This window comes from Paenibacillus thermotolerans (assembly GCF_028745515.1).
GTDB classification, from domain to species: Bacteria; Bacillota; Bacilli; order Paenibacillales; family YIM-B00363; genus Paenibacillus_AE; species Paenibacillus_AE thermotolerans.
On the sequence record NZ_JAQZSG010000011.1, the window covers coordinates 144,014 to 158,823 of the forward strand.

Here is a 14,810-nt window from a genome sequence, read left to right on the forward strand (position 1 = left end):
AAGACCAAAATAAGCAAGTGAAGGAAGTAAATCATTATACCTTTATTGGGAGCGGGGGGAGCCGTACAATGAAACAACAATTCGTCGTTATCGGTTTGGGGAGATTTGGTTCAAGCTTGGCGCTGACGTTAACCGAGAACGGTTACGAAGTATTAGGAATCGACAAGGATGAAGAAGTAGTAAATGATCTATCCAATCGATTGACTCACTGTGTTGTAGCCGATACGACGGATGAAGGAGTTCTCCAATCGCTGGGCATTCGTAATTTCGATTGTGCCGTTGTTGCCATCGGCAGCGATATTCAGGCCAGCGTGTTGACCTCGATTTTGCTTAAAGATTTCGGAGTGAAGACGGTTGTGGCCAAAGCGTTGTCCTCTGTGCATGGGAAGGTCCTTGACCGGATCGGAATTGACCGGGTCATTTATCCGGAAAGAGATATGGGGGCGCGAGTGGCGCATCAATTAATGTCGCCGAATTTACTTGATTATATCGAGCTGTCTAAAGATTATACGCTCGCTGAGGTATCCGTTCCTTCCCGTTTAGCAGGTTATTCGCTGAAGGATTTAAATATAAGGGCAAAGTTTGGGTTAAACGTCGTCGCAATTCATAAAAGCAATGGGATGAACATTTCCCCTTCCGCAAACGATGTGGTTGAGGAAAAAGACGTAATGGTAATCATCGGATCCATTGAGCAAATCGAAAAGTTCCAAAAACAATTCGTTTAGCAAACAAAGGCTTATATATTTTGAGAAATCAGGTGCTGCATGTTTGGGATGAAATCAAAGAAATGGAATCAAATTCGATTAAGCCCGCCGCAATCATTGGCTACAGGATTTTTGATTGTCATTATAATAGGGACGCTGCTCTTGTTGCTGCCGATATCAACTTATTCCGACCGTCGAATCTCATTTATAGACGCTCTGTTTGAAGCGACATCGGCGGTTTGTGTCACCGGCTTAGTCGTTACGGATACGGGAACTACTTTTACCGTTTTTGGACAGGTTGTATTGATGGGGCTAATTCAGCTGGGCGGCCTTGGTTTTATGACGTTCGGAATTTTGATCGCTCTTCTATTGGGCAAAAGAATTAGTTTATCGGACAGGCTGCTGGTGCAAAGCGCGATGAATCAGTTTTCATTGTCCGGAATGGTGAAGCTCGTTCAAATTATATTTTTAATTACGTTAATAATCGAAGGTATTGGAGCGGCTTTGTTAGCGATCGTTTGGTCTAATGAAATGGGATGGGTCAAAGCGCTTTACTTCGGTTTATTCCATTCTATATCCGCTTTTAACAATGCGGGGTTCGACCTCATGGGGAATTACAGCAGCCTCACAAATTATGCTGCGAATGTTCCCGTAAATTTGGTTATTTCCATGCTGTACATCCTGGGGGGGCTTGGATTTACAGTCATTATGGAGGTGGCGAAAAAACGTAAACCCCGTAATTGGTCGCTTCATACCAAATTAGTGCTGATTACAACAGCCGTATTGATTGTCGTGCCCTCGGTTCTGATTTTTTTTACTGAATATCATAATCCCAATACGTTAGGCCCAATGCCGGTTGGAGAGAAAATGCTCGCAGCGTATTTTCACGGCACTGTGCCGCGCACCGCAGGTTTTAATACGTTGGATTTATCTCAGTTGAACAGCGATACCATTCTTCTTACGATGGCTTTGATGTTTATTGGCGGTTCTTCGGCAGGAACTGCGGGAGGAATCAAGATAACGACTTTTTTAATTCTTCTTTTAGTCGTATGGAGTTTCATTGCTCAGAAGGAAGACATCAATATATTAAAAAGAAGAATTCCGCAGGAGCTGATTATACGGGCTCTGACGATCTCGATGATCGGAGTTGTTCTCATATTTAACGCGGTATATTTATTGGAGTTAACGGAAGATGGAATTCCTTTGATGAATTTAGCCTTCGAAGCGGTCTCGGCATTCGGGACGGTAGGTTTGAGTTTGGGGGTAACACCGCATTTAAGCGTTATGGGCAAATTCATCATTATGCTACTAATGTTTATCGGCCGGTTAGGTCCTATAACGATCGCCTTTGCATTGTATAGAAAACAAACCAAGGCGAATTTCCAATATCCTGAAGAAAAAATATTAATTGGTTGAGTGCTCGACGGAAGTGTCAAGAAATTTCAGAAACAGAACATTCGAAAGGTGCGACCCTATGCAGCGGGAAGTTAGTATATTCAAAATTGAAGATGTTACGTTACAATATTCGGTTAGCGGAAAGGGAAAAGCTATTTTGCTGTTCCACGGCGGACATTCCGGCTGTCAAGAGGAATTCGGATACGAAGCTTTGCTTCATTCAGGCTATTCCATCATCACGCCTTCCCGTGCAGGATATGGCGATACGTCCCCGATGACGGACATAAGACAAGCTTGCCGTCTTTACAATTCGCTGTTGGATAATCTGTCTATCGATAAAGTTCATGTTGTAGCGGTATCCGCAGGGGGCCCTACCGGCATCGTGTTTTGCTCCATGTTTCCCGATCGGATTGCCAGCTTCACGCTCCAGTCCGCAGTTACGAAACAGTGGCTTACACCAAAAGATAAAGAATACAAATTGGCGAGGCGCATTTTTAAGCCCGAAACCGAAAAAAGAACTTGGAAAATGCTCGCAACGATGAATAATGTATTACCCCGATTTACATTCAGAATGATGGCATCTTCCTTCTCTAAACTGCCTTACTCTGAAATTCGAAAACGGCTTGACGACAAATCGGTTGAAGCGTTTCGGCAAATGAATAATCGCCAGCGCTCGTATTCCGGCTTCTTCATTGATTTAGAACAAACGACGCTTGATTATACGAAGGAGCTGGCGAGCATTCAAGCGCCGACTCTCATCATGCACAGCCAATACGACAGCTCGGTACCGTTAAGTCATCCGGAAAACGCGAAGGCACTAATACCCCGATCTGAAACATGCATTCTTGATTCATGGGGCCACCTCATATGGATCGGAAAGCACGCTGCCGAGTACGATCATGCTCTCATTTCGTTCTTGTCGCGACATAACAATTAAAGCGAACGCCCCTTGGCAGGGGCGTTTTACTTTTTCCGGAATACGGCTTTTCTTATGCTTGGTAATAATTTTGGGGGTACCTCAATGGTTGGGACTATGCTATAATCGACACCGTTGACCATCGGACCTTGACTTTTCTGAGAGTGGAAAGTCACCAAAATTCATAATGAAAAGAGGAGTTTATTTGAGTTTTGCCCAAAAACTGAAAACGGAGTGGCTGTTCAATCCCAAGAACGATATATTGGCAGGGATGACGGTTGCTTTTGCGCTCATTCCCGAGGCTATTGCGTTCTCGATTATTGCGGGTGTCAACCCAATGGTCGGCTTGTACGCCTCGTTTTGCATCGCTGTGATCATTGCGATCGCAGGCGGGCGCCCAGCCATGATCTCAGCGGCGACAGGGGCCATGGCGTTGCTTATGGGGTCGCTCGTGGCCAATTACGGCTTGGAGTATTTATTTGCCGCCACCGTCGTCACAGGCATCATCCAGGTGATCTTAGGCATGTTGAAGGTAGGCAGATTCATAACGTTTATACCGCATTCGGTCATGACAGGCTTTGTAAATGCGTTGGCGATCCTGATCTTTATGGCCCAGCTGCCGCACTTTGCCGGCGAATCTTGGATTATGTACGCCATTGTGGCCGGAACGCTCGCAATTATTTATATTCTTCCTAGATTCACGAAAGCCGTTCCTTCGGCGCTTGTTGCTATCATTGTGATGACTGCGGTTTCCATTTTTGCGGGACTGCACACAAAAACCGTCGGGGATATGGGGAATATCTCAAACACCCTCCCTATGTTCCATTTGCCGGCGGTGCCGTTTACGCTGGAAACGTTGATGATCGTTTTGCCGTACGCAATTCCATTGGCGGCGGTCGGTATTTTGGAATCGTTGTTAACAGCGACGATTGTCGATGAATTTACCGAGACAAAAAGCAATAAAAATAAAGAAATTCGCGGGCAAGGCATTGCGAACTTTATTACCGGCTTTTTTGGCGGTATGGCCGGCTGCGCGATGATCGGGCAGTCGGTCATCAACGTGAAATCGGGCGCTCGCGGCCGGTTGTCCACTCTTGTTGCCGGTCTGTTCCTGCTGTTCTTAATCATTGTGCTAAGTGATGTAGTGGTCCGCATACCGATTGCCGCTTTGGTCGGTGTTATGATTATGGTATCGATCGGCACGTTTGATTGGAAGTCCGTTTCGAATATCCGAAAAGTGCCGAAAAACGATTATTTAGTCATGGTTACAACGGTACTCATTGTGGTGTTTACGCACAATTTGGCGCTTGGCGTCGCTGCGGGGGTTATTCTAAGCGCCGTTATCTTCGGTTGGAAGATCGGTAAGCTCAATAGCAGCATCCAGTTTAAAGAAAACGGGACGAAAGTGTATGGCGTATCGGGCCAGTTGTTCTTTGCAACAATGGCGCACTTTGTAGAATTGTTTGATTACAACGGCGACCCGGATTCCATTGAAATCAATTTCAGCGCTTCGCACGTGTGGGATCACTCAGCGGTAACTGCAATCGCTAAGGCTGTTCTAAAATATGAATCGTTAGGCAAACACGTTTCGATTGTGGGTCTTAATGAAGAAAGCAAGCTGCTCATCGAGCGGGTCGGTTTGACGGCACCATCGCATTAGAATGTAATAAAGAGAGGCCGGGGCTCCGGCTTCTCTTTATTTTTTAATGTTTATTTTCCTGTTTGGACAAACTCACTGATGCGGTGTTTGATCGCATCGCGCACATCGCGGAATTTTGCCATGATTTCATCTTCAGTCCCTGTCGCTTTTGCGGGATCGTCAAATCCCCAGTGCCATTTTACGACGTGTTTGTTTGAAATGGCAGGGCAATGCTCATCGGCGTGTCCGCAAAGTGTGATTACGTAATCGGCGCGGTTAAGGACATCGGGGTCGATGACGTCCGATGTATGTTCTGATATATCCACACCGGCTTCTTTCATGACTTGGACGGCACGCGGATTTAATCCGTGGGCTTCAAGTCCCGCGCTTTTCACTTCGTACCTTTCGCCTCCAAGCGCTTTTAAAAAACCATCCGCGATTTGGCTTCTGGAGGAATTTCCTGTGCACAAAAAGTAAACTAACGGTTTCTTCTCCATGAAGATTTCTCCTTTATTTGAACCGATTGAAATACAAGCACTGCCAGAACGAAACCAACTGCGATCAAAGCGATGATGAGCCATACGTTGCCTTGGTAGGCATCAATAAAACGAAGCCAAATATACAGGCCTGCGAGCGTAATGAACAGAGTTGGCAAGGTAAGCAGGATACCCACCTTAAAGTAGTAGCCCCAGCTGATTTTGACTCCCTTCTGTGAGAGAACGTGCAGCCATAACAAGGTCGCCAATGAGCCGATGGGCGTAATTTTCGGTCCCAAATCGGAACCGATGACGTTGGCGTACACAAGGGCTTCCCTGATAATGCCTTCCGTCTGAGTGCCGTTGATGGCAAGCGCGTCAATCATGACCGTCGGCATATTGTTCATGATCGATGAGAGAATGGCGGCAATGAAACCGGTCCCGACGGTTGCGGCAAAAAGTCCCCGGTCGGCAACACTTTCAACGGCCTGTCCAAGCAGGTCGGTTAACCCGGCGTTTCTTAAACCATATACGACGACATACATACCGATGGAAAAAATGACAACGGACCATGGTGCATTCCTGATCAACTTTTTCGTATCGATGGCAGTGCTTTTTCGAGCTGCAAAGAGAAAGAACACGGCTGCCATGCCTGCGATGATCGAAACGGGAATGGACGCATATTCGCTCAGGAAATAGGCGAGCAGCAGTACGGCGAGCACGACCCAGGAAAGTCGGAAGAGCTTAACATCGCGTATGGCATCGTGCGGTTTTTTTAGCTCTTCAAATTGGTATGCCTTCGGGATGCTTTTTCTGAAAAAAATGTACAATACAAGCAAACTTGCAAGGATGGAGAAAAAGTTGGGGACAATCATGCGGCTTGCATATTCGGCGAATCCGATTCCGAAATAATCGGCCGAAACAATGTTGACCAGATTGCTTACGATTAACGGAAGAGACGATGTGTCCGCAATAAAACCGCTGGCCATAATGAACGGGAGCACCATCTTATCATCAAATTTGAGCGCCCGCACCATGGCGAGAACAATCGGGGTCATGATCAGCGCAGCTCCATCATTGGCGAAGAAGGCCGCAACCGCTGCGCCAAGCAAGATGATATAGGAAAACATAACGCTGCCGTTTCCATTTGCAAGACGCGCCATATGGAGCGCCGCCCACTCGAAAAATCCGATTTCATCGAGCACGAGCGAGATCAAGATGACGGCAACGAATGCGAGCGTTGCGTTCCAGACGACCCCCGTTACCGTGACGACATCGGAGAAAGACACGACGCTAAAGGCAAGTGCCGATAGTGCGCCGCCTATAGCGGACCAACCGATGTTAAGGCCTTTGGGCTGCCAGATGACGAATACCAACGTAACGAAGAAGATAAAGACTGCAATGTAAGCCATTGTTTCCTCCAATTGTTCTAACAGCAGTTGTTGGTTTTTAACCGGGCGATTTCTTCTGTAAAGGATGGTGTATGTTCTAACACAGCCTGAATATAAGGCTTATCGTCGAGATTCAACGAATAGTACACCCACTTGCCTTTGCGTGTTTCATTCACTAGTGAGCCTGCCTTTAATTTGCGTAGGTGCTGGCTGGCGTTAGGTTGGGATACGCCTAAGAGGCCGACAATGTCGCAGACGCAAAGCTCGCGCTCTTTCAGGAGCGATAAAATCGTGAGCCGCGATTTGTCGCTTAGAAGCTTAAATTGTTCAGCCATTGCTTCGATTTGGTCCATGGGTTCTCCTTTCATCTAATATCTTCAATGATTGCCGATGACTTAAGATGTATTATAACATAAACATATAATGATTCAATTATATGAACGGCTTACGAGAAATAAATGTTTGATAAGTCCTGCCGCCAAGGAGACCATTCGGGACCCTTCTTCTCGAAGACGAACAGATCCAGCTCCTCCACCAGCTCCTTCATCAAATAGTTGCGCAGGAACGATACGTCGTTATCCAGCTCGCGCACCTCGAACATCATGTCGCGGCCGTACCTTTTTTCGATGTCTTCGAAGATTTTGTAGCCCAAGTAATATGGGTTAAGCTGCACCCGCGACGGAACGACGACGGAGGAATTTCAGCTTCGAGATGGAAGAGAAGCGTTTTATTTGATACTGTCATTGAGACTTTTACCGTTTATCCCATCTGGATTCGTCACCTTTGCAAGCTCGATTGGAAAAGTTTCATCAGGTGTCTTCTTATTGGCCAGTACTATTGGGAAAGCTCCGGCACTTCTGATGGAAGCCTACTCAGTGTACCAAGTGACAAAGTTCGGATGGCAGGGGAAGTTGATTTTACTACTCGCCGCCAGCTACTTCATTTTCTTAGCATGGAGAAAAACGAAGTAACGCCTCCCGCACAATAAGGAGAACCCGAGCAGGTTCAACCGAAAGGCATTATGAAACCCTCTGCCCAAAACATTCGTATTATCTTGATGTGTCTGTCTTATCATAATAAAATATTGGATAAGCATTAACTAAAAATTTCAGGAGGAAACATGGATCCCGAGCCCGAACGAGAAAATTTGTTGCAATTAATCAAGAAAGGCAATAAGTCATCCGCGATAGCGATGATTGGAAATGCGGTCATTGCGATTGCGAAAGGTATTGGTGCAGCTCTTAGTGGTAGCGGCGCGATGTTTGCATCAGCGATGCACTCCCTAGCGGATAGCATCAATCAAGGGTTTGTGTTCGTCGGAAGTATCCTTGCGGAGAAAAAGCCGACTCGGCGCTTCCCTACTGGATTTGGCCGAGTAATCAATATCTTCTGTATGATTGCTGTGATTGTAGTAACGATCATGGCGTACGAAACCATTCGTGAAGGCTTGCATTTAATTCAGCATCCAGCAAGTACAAGCGGGGCTTTATGGCTTAATGTATTCATCTTATTGTTAAACTTACTCATTGACGGTGGCATCCTCATTAAAGCAATGAAGGAAATCGTAAAGGAAGCTCGTGTAGAAACCAAAGGATTGTCCTACATTGCAGCGTCATTTAAAAACGTTGGCCGCGCGGCGCCGCCAACCCGATTGGTATTTTACGAGGACCTCGTTGCCGTCACAGGTGCGTTGCTGGCGATGATTGCCGTAGTAATCACCTCACTAACAGCAGCAGATATGATTGACGGTGTAGTAACGATTCTGATTGGCATCCTCATGGTTGGTGTTGCGTTTCGGGTAGGTTATGACAACATGGTTGGCCTAATCGGTGTAGCCGCTCCCCGCGATGTAGCCGAAAAGGTGACCAAGATTATCCTGTCTGATAAAGACGTTACGGACATCAACAGCATAAGGATCACTCAAGAAGGACGTTATTATCATGTTGATGCGATGATCGAATTGCGCAAAGGCTTATCTTTGGCCGATGCTGACGATATAAAATTCCGCATTCAAGATAAATTGATCGCCGATCCCGATATAACAGACGTAGTGTTAGGGATTATCGAGGACAACGGTGTAAAAAACTGGACCCCCGAATTGCTAAATGATTTTGCATAACGGATAAAGCTAAAAAATTTGCACGAAAAAGCTTGGTCGCCATTAAGGTTGCCAAGCTTTTTTCTTGTAATGCCCGCTTTTTCATTTACAATATCCCCCCTGGGGGGATAAAATCGACATCAAAAGGAGTGACTAAAAAGTGAGCGATAACCACCAACATAATCATCACCACCCGCATAAGCATACACAAAGCATCGTGAACCGATTAGCAAGAATTGAAGGCCATGTTCGTTCGGTAAAAGAGATGACCAAAGAAGGAAGAGATTGTTCCGAGATCTTATTGCAAATTGCAGCTGTACGCAAAGCCCTGGATAACACAGCAAAATTACTATTAAAAGATCACTTAGAGGGCTGTGTTGTGGATGCCGTTCACAAAGGTAATGAACATGAGGTGCTCGCTGATTTACACAAGGCGCTTGATCATTATTTAAAGTAAGGGGTGTGCAGATTGGATACCGAATCCATGCTTAAGCAAAATACAAGTACGAAACAAAAAATGTTTGTGGTACTTGCTCTTGCCGTCCCCGCAATGGTCGAAAATTTGCTGCAAACAATCGTCGGGTTTGTAGACACATTGTTTGTGGCGAAAATCGGTCTCGCGGAAGTAACCGCTGTGGGCATCTCCAATGCGATTCTCGCGGTTTACATGGCTATTTTTATGGCAATCGGGACGGGGACTTCGGCGCTTATTTCAAGGAGTATTGGTGCAAGAAATATTGAAAGGGCCAAATTGATCGCAAAACAATCCACATGGACTGCCATCATCGCGGGATTGTTATTTGGGCTCATTTCTTTATTTTTTGCAAAGCCGCTGCTTCAAATCATGGGTGCCGAACCACAAGTATTAGAGATTGCCGTTACGTACTTTACAATTGTTGCAGCGCCATCGGTGTTTATCTCCTTGATGCTCATTTTCGGAAGCATATTGCGTGCGGCGGGAGATACCAAAACACCGATGAAAGTCAGCATCTGGATCAATATTTTACATATCGTGCTCGATTACGTTCTTATTTTTGGGATGATGGGTTTTAGCGGCTGGGGGATTGCTGGAGCCGCGTGGGCGACCGTCATTGTAAGGGTTATGGGTGCCATTGCTCTTTATTTTTACATCAAGAGAACTCCGTTGTCTTTTTCGATATTTTCAGGATTTTCGTTTAACGAACATACCAAAGCATTGCTCAAGTTATCTACGCCAGCAGCCATAGAACGGTTAATTATGCGCCTAGGGCAAGTTTTATATTTCGGGCTTATTGTTCAAATTGGCACCAATACGTTCGCCGCGCATACGGTTGCTGGAAACATTGAGATCTTCTCCTATATGCCCGGTTATGGGCTGGCGGTGGCCGCAACCACATTGGTGGGCCAAAACCTCGGCGCCAACCAAAAACGGCAAGCTTATGTATATGGGATGCTGACAACTGGGGTCGCGGTTGCTTTTATGTCCTTTGTGGGCGTGATCTTATTTTTCTTCTCTCCCTACTTTGCAACCTGGTTTACTTCGGATCACAGCGTCATTGAGATGGTATCAACCGCATTAAAAATTGACGCCATCGCCCAGCCCTTTCTTGCGGTTGGTTTAGTGCTTGCAGGGGCTCTCCAAGGTGCGGGAGATACAAAGAGCCTGATGTACTCGACAGCGATTGGTATGTGGGTTATTCGTGTGGTCGGGGTATATGTACTGGGAATTCAATTCGGCATGGGAATCGCGGGAGTATGGCTGTCCATCGCCATAGATCTTTTTGTTCGAGCAGTTTATTTATTTTACCGATTTAGAAAGCAGCTATCTTAAAGAGACGGCGGGATTCCCCATGGGTAGCTGGAAAAGAGGGACATATCAATAACGGCGTTTACCAATACAGTGTTCCCCGTTCTGCCGAAGAGGTAAATCCCGTTGCCCGTACTTTGCGTGATAATCATATAACAGTGACAGCCGTAATTAATCACATGTTGCACGAAAATCCACGACTTTTCTTCATGCATTTTTGGGCAAAGGGCGACTCAATAAGTTAACCAAAGGACTCCGTCTGGCTCTGGCTAAAATCGTATCCCACTGACTAACGGCAACGATAGTTCACGACAATTTTAAGGCTGCCGCCAAATAGGGCGGCTTTTTTTGTTTTCAAAACATAAAAAAGGCATTGACGGTGGCATCACTCTGGGAGTCCCGTCCGCTTTTAGGAAAAACTAGCGATATGATCATAAATTAATTTATTTGTTCCCGTCGGCACCGCTCCATTGCCCGAAGATGCAGAACCGTTTGATATACCGGGCGTCCGTTTATCCCATCGAAGGAATCACAGTACATTCCACACGATGCTGACAGAATTCAATCTTCATGACCCTGTTTTGGAGCGATTGGCTCGAATTGTCGATGAAGCCGACACAGTGCAGGAAGTTGTCTTTGAATCTGTGGCTCCTGGGCTTGATTACATTTGCGACGGCATACGCTTAATTAGCCCTGATGATGAAACGGCACTTGAAAGAGGCCGTTTGGTTTATGAGGCCTTGTACAAACAATTATCATTAGAATAAAATGTGGTGTTTTTTAAAAAAAGACTTGCGGCCACTGACCGCAAGTCTTTTTCCAGTTATTTATTTTGAAGGCTGCAATGAAATGGGGTGTTTGTTTTATAAGAATCTCCTATGATGCTTCTTCCCGTCGAACGTGAACACAATCGGCTTGCCTTCGACCACCGTCTCCAGATGCACGGTTTTGTTCCACAGCTCATAGACGGATGGCAGCGTGCGCTCGAGGTGCTTCATATCTAGCTCCACACCCTCATAAGCGTGCTTCAGGTAAAGCTCGCCGTTGCGCAGATAATCTCCGTCGTATACTTTGATTACGGGGATGCCCCCGTTCACCCTCGAAGCGGCCAGTTGATCGCGAACTTGTTCCCATGCTTTATCGGTAATGAGCCATTCGGGGCCTTTCTTCTCGAAGACGAACAGATCCAGCTCCTCCACCAGCTCCTTCGTCAAATAATTGCGCAGGAACGATACGTCGTTGTCCAGCTCGCGCACTTCGAACAAGTGGTCTCGCCCGAACCTTTTTTCGATGTCTTCGAAGATTTTGTAGCCCAAGTAATATGGGTTAAGCTGCACTCGCGACGGAACAACGACGGAGGAGTTCAGCTTCGAGTACTCAATGGTCTCCTCCGAAGTAAGGTCCAGCTCGCGCATGATGCGGGTGTGCNTCGCGACGGAACAACGACGGAGGAGTTCAGCTTCGAGTACTCAATGGTCTCCTCCGAAGTAAGGTCCAGCTCGCGCATGATGCGGGTGTGCCAGTACGAAGCCCAGCCTTCGTTCATGATTTTGGTTTCCATTTGCGGCCAAAAGTACAGCATTTCATCGCGCAGCACGGATAAAATGTCCCGCTGCCACTCCTCCAAATCACGGGCGTATTGCATGATAAACCAAACAATATCCTTATCCGGCTCGGCGGGAAACCGTTTCTTTTCAGCCGATTGGTTGGCAGTGCTTGATTCCGCTTTTTTGTCCAGATCCCACAAATCTTCATATGGCGACGAGGGGGCTGGAGGGGTTTTCACCGAAGAGGCGTTACCCGCCTCCGGGGATCGCGTGGAGCGATCCCTCCGGAATTTGGACGGGTCCACATTCTCTTGAATGGCCAGAGCCGCATCCAAAAATTTTTCAACCCGGTCCGTTCCAAATTCGATTTCATATTGACGGAACCGGTCCGCCGCGGACGCCATCCGCTCCACCATGTCCCGATTCGTTCTCCCAAAGTGTGCATTATTCTTGAAAAAGTCGCAATGAGCAAGGACGTGCGCGACAATGAGCTTGTTTTGGATCAGCGAATTACCTTCAAGCAAGAAAGCATAGCACGGGTTGGAGTTGATGACGAGCTCGTAAATTTTCGATAGTCCGAGGTCGTAGTGCGTCTTCATTTTGTGAAACGCTTTGCCGAAGCTCCAATGGCTGAAGCGGGTCGGCATGCCGTAAGCGCCAAAGGTGTAAATGATATCGGCAGGGCATATTTCGTACCGCATCGGATAAAAATCGAGCCGGAAATCGCGCGCTACATGAGTGATTTCCTCAATCGCCTTCTCCAGCTCTATCATTTCGCTTGGCTCCATTCGCGTCACCTCGCGTTTTAGATTTTAAGGTTTTCCCGTTATTTCGCGGGAGCGGCTTGCCTTGCAAAGAAAGTGCGCAGCGCTTGGTGTACCTCTCCTTTTTCACGAATGATACTGTATTTGAAGCCCGGATTGTGAATGCTGCGATAGGCGGACATTAAGGTGCTGTTGCGGTTATATTGGTTTACTTCCCCGTATCCGAAAATATTGCTGACCTTGAGCAGCTCGCCGATCAGCTTCACGCACCGGTCGTTGTCGCTCGTCAGGTTGTCTCCGTCGGAAAAGTGGAACGGATAAATGTTGTACTGTGCGGCCGGGAACCGTTTTTCAATGGTTTCGAGCGCTTTTACATAGGCGGAAGAGCAAATGGTGCCTCCGCTCTCGCCCTTCGTAAAAAACTCTTCCTCGGTAACCTCTTTCGCCTCCGTGTGATGGGCGATGAACACAATTTCGACATGCTCATACTTTCTGCGCAAAAACCGGGTCATCCAGAAGAAAAAGCTGCGCGCGCAATATTTTTCGAACGATCCCATCGAGCCCGAAGTGTCCATCATTGCGATAATAGCCGCGTTGGAGGCCGGTTTGACGGTAATTTCCCACGTTTTAAACCGCAGATCGTCAGGGGTGATGTCCCCGAACCCGGCTTTTCCTTGGGTCGTATTGCGGCGCAAATTTTCAAGGAGAGTCCGTTTTTTGTCGATGTTGGCCATCATGCCCTTTTTGCGGACGTCGGTGAAGCGGATTTTTTCGGTGGTCAGCTCTTGCTTCTGAGTTTCCCGCAGATTGGGCAGCTCCCAGTCCTCGAACAACACGTTCTCCATCTCTTCAATATCCACATCGGCTTCATACACGTCTTCGCCCGGGGAATCCCCCGCACCTTGGCCTTTGCCGGGACCGTCGGCCGCGGAGCCCGCAGGATCCCTTCCGAGCACATCTCCTACTTTGGTGTCTCCGTCGCCTTGGCCTACGTGTTTGCTTTTGCCGAAGTTGTAGCGGAATCGATATTCGTCTAAGCTCCGCATCGGCACTCGAACCTGCTTGCGCCCGTCGGAGAGAATAATGCTTTCGTCGGAAACCAGATCGGGCAGGTTGCTCTTCAGTGCGTCGCGGATCTTTTGCTGGTGGCGCGTTTGATCTTGATAGCCTTTACGATGGAGGGACCAATCTTCGCGAGAGACGATAAACAGCGGTTCTGTCATAAGCGATTCCTCCTTTTAACGAACAGTATATTCGAGAGCGAGCCAAGAATTGCTTTATAAATGCCGTCATATGGAGGGAAACCTGAAATCGTTTCAGGGAATTCCCTGAGCCGCGGCTGAGGAACTATATCGAAAACATGCCTTCCAACCCTAACCATATTTCAGGAAAATGCTATGGCGTTTTCAGTGGTTCTCCCGATACGAAAGCGGCTTGCAAGGCGGTATGATTAAGCCATAGAAAACGAGGAGCTGATCGAAGATGATGTTTAACTGGGTTAGAAATAATAAGTATGCTGCGCTGATCGTAACGTTGATTCGTCTCTATGTCGGGTACGAGTGGATAACGGCAGGCTGGCACAAAATTACGGGCGGGTTCAGCGCGGAGGGCTTCCTGAAAGGGGCGATCGCGAACCCGGTGGTCGATAAAGCGACCGGCGAATTGGTTTACCCGACGAATATCGCCTTCTTGGAGCATTTTGCGCTGCCGAATGTGAAGCTGATCAACGTCATGATTCCGTACGGCGAATTCCTGGTCGGGCTCGGATTGCTCATCGGTGCGTTGACGACGGCGGCTATGTTCTTCGGCCTGATGATGAACTTTATGTTCCTCTTCGCCGGAACAGTAAGCACGAACCCGTGGCTGGTACTGCTCGGCGTGGTAATCTTGGTCGCCGGGCGCAACGCAGGCAAATTCGGCGCCGACTACTATGTGCTGCCGTACTTGGGCAAGTTGTTTAAGGCGGAGCGCGGCGGCCGAACGGCCGGCGGTCATGCGGCGGGACGATAAATAACGGTAAGGGGCGGATCGACACGTGAGTGTCGGTCCTTTTTTTCTACGACGGCATGAATAACTAACAGGAATTTCCTGAAG

General features: G+C 47.4%; 15 protein-coding genes and 2 pseudogenes. 11 read left to right on the top strand and 6 right to left on the bottom strand.

Going from position 1 to position 14,810, the window contains the following annotated elements:
- The first annotated feature begins 68 nt into the window (after positions 1–68).
- From PT964_RS11745 to PT964_RS11760, 4 genes are all read left to right on the top strand, one after another.
- On the top strand, positions 69–725 hold the full coding sequence (locus PT964_RS11745; protein ID WP_274363535.1) for a potassium channel family protein: 657 nt from the start codon (positions 69–71) through the stop codon (positions 723–725).
- 48 nt (positions 726–773) lie between these two features.
- The gene (locus tag PT964_RS11750; protein WP_425262704.1) at positions 774–2,120 is read left to right on the top strand and encodes a TrkH family potassium uptake protein; all 1,347 of its coding nucleotides are present in this window, start codon (positions 774–776) and stop codon (positions 2,118–2,120) included.
- A gap of 58 nt (positions 2,121–2,178) precedes the next feature.
- Positions 2,179–3,036: an alpha/beta fold hydrolase gene (locus PT964_RS11755; protein ID WP_274363537.1), complete on the top strand. Its 858-nt coding sequence runs from the start codon at positions 2,179–2,181 to the stop codon at positions 3,034–3,036.
- 184 nt (positions 3,037–3,220) lie between these two features.
- Positions 3,221–4,675, top strand: coding sequence for a SulP family inorganic anion transporter (locus PT964_RS11760; protein WP_274363538.1), 1,455 nt, complete (start codon positions 3,221–3,223; stop codon positions 4,673–4,675).
- A 50-nt stretch (positions 4,676–4,725) separates the two neighbouring features.
- Here the strand turns inward: PT964_RS11760 and arsC are convergent, their stop codons facing one another.
- From arsC to PT964_RS11780, 4 genes and pseudogenes are all read right to left on the bottom strand, one after another.
- Complete coding sequence (arsC, locus tag PT964_RS11765) at positions 4,726–5,151, bottom strand: arsenate reductase (thioredoxin) (protein ID WP_274363539.1); 426 nt, start codon at positions 5,149–5,151, stop codon at positions 4,726–4,728.
- Entirely contained in the window at positions 5,133–6,542 is a 1,410-nt protein-coding gene (locus tag PT964_RS11770) for an arsenic transporter (RefSeq protein WP_274363540.1), read from the bottom strand. The genes arsC and PT964_RS11770 overlap by 19 nt, the downstream gene beginning before the upstream one ends.
- 17 nt (positions 6,543–6,559) lie before the next feature.
- Positions 6,560–6,874 carry an ArsR/SmtB family transcription factor gene (locus PT964_RS11775; protein ID WP_274363541.1) on the bottom strand — a complete coding sequence of 105 codons (315 nt, stop codon included), beginning with the start codon at positions 6,872–6,874 and terminating at the stop codon, positions 6,560–6,562.
- A gap of 134 nt (positions 6,875–7,008) precedes the next feature.
- Positions 7,009–7,221 (bottom strand): annotated as a pseudogene (locus PT964_RS11780) (SpoVR family protein); the annotation flags it as partial.
- Between the two features lie 43 nt (positions 7,222–7,264).
- On the opposite strand from PT964_RS11780, the gene PT964_RS11785 reads away from it, so the two are divergent.
- From PT964_RS11785 to PT964_RS11810, 6 genes are all read left to right on the top strand, one after another.
- Positions 7,265–7,492, top strand: coding sequence for a TVP38/TMEM64 family protein (locus tag PT964_RS11785; RefSeq protein ID WP_425262708.1), 228 nt, complete (start codon positions 7,265–7,267; stop codon positions 7,490–7,492).
- 149 nt (positions 7,493–7,641) lie between these two features.
- Positions 7,642–8,640: a cation diffusion facilitator family transporter gene (locus PT964_RS11790; protein WP_274363542.1), complete on the top strand. Its 999-nt coding sequence runs from the start codon at positions 7,642–7,644 to the stop codon at positions 8,638–8,640.
- Positions 8,641–8,779: 139 nt separating this feature from the next.
- On the top strand, positions 8,780–9,076 hold the full coding sequence (locus tag PT964_RS11795; protein WP_274363543.1) for a metal-sensing transcriptional repressor: 297 nt from the start codon (positions 8,780–8,782) through the stop codon (positions 9,074–9,076).
- A 12-nt stretch (positions 9,077–9,088) separates the two neighbouring features.
- The gene (locus tag PT964_RS11800; RefSeq protein WP_337995025.1) at positions 9,089–10,429 is read left to right on the top strand and encodes an MATE family efflux transporter; all 1,341 of its coding nucleotides are present in this window, start codon (positions 9,089–9,091) and stop codon (positions 10,427–10,429) included.
- 134 nt (positions 10,430–10,563) lie between these two features.
- Entirely contained in the window at positions 10,564–10,650 is an 87-nt protein-coding gene (locus PT964_RS11805; protein WP_274363558.1) for a DUF1259 domain-containing protein, read from the top strand.
- Between the two features lie 192 nt (positions 10,651–10,842).
- The gene (locus PT964_RS11810) at positions 10,843–11,172 is read left to right on the top strand and encodes a chromate resistance protein ChrB domain-containing protein (protein WP_274363559.1); all 330 of its coding nucleotides are present in this window, start codon (positions 10,843–10,845) and stop codon (positions 11,170–11,172) included.
- A gap of 96 nt (positions 11,173–11,268) precedes the next feature.
- Here PT964_RS11810 and PT964_RS11815 read toward each other — a convergent pair.
- A pseudogene (locus tag PT964_RS11815) lies at positions 11,269–12,740 on the bottom strand (SpoVR family protein).
- Between the two features lie 38 nt (positions 12,741–12,778).
- Positions 12,779–13,939: a sporulation protein YhbH gene (gene yhbH / locus PT964_RS11820; protein ID WP_274363544.1), complete on the bottom strand. Its 1,161-nt coding sequence runs from the start codon at positions 13,937–13,939 to the stop codon at positions 12,779–12,781.
- 262 nt (positions 13,940–14,201) lie between these two features.
- Here yhbH and PT964_RS11825 point away from each other — a divergent pair, with 262 nt between their 5' ends.
- Complete coding sequence (locus tag PT964_RS11825) at positions 14,202–14,726, top strand: DoxX family membrane protein (protein ID WP_425262709.1); 525 nt, start codon at positions 14,202–14,204, stop codon at positions 14,724–14,726.
- Positions 14,727–14,810 lie beyond the last annotated feature (84 nt).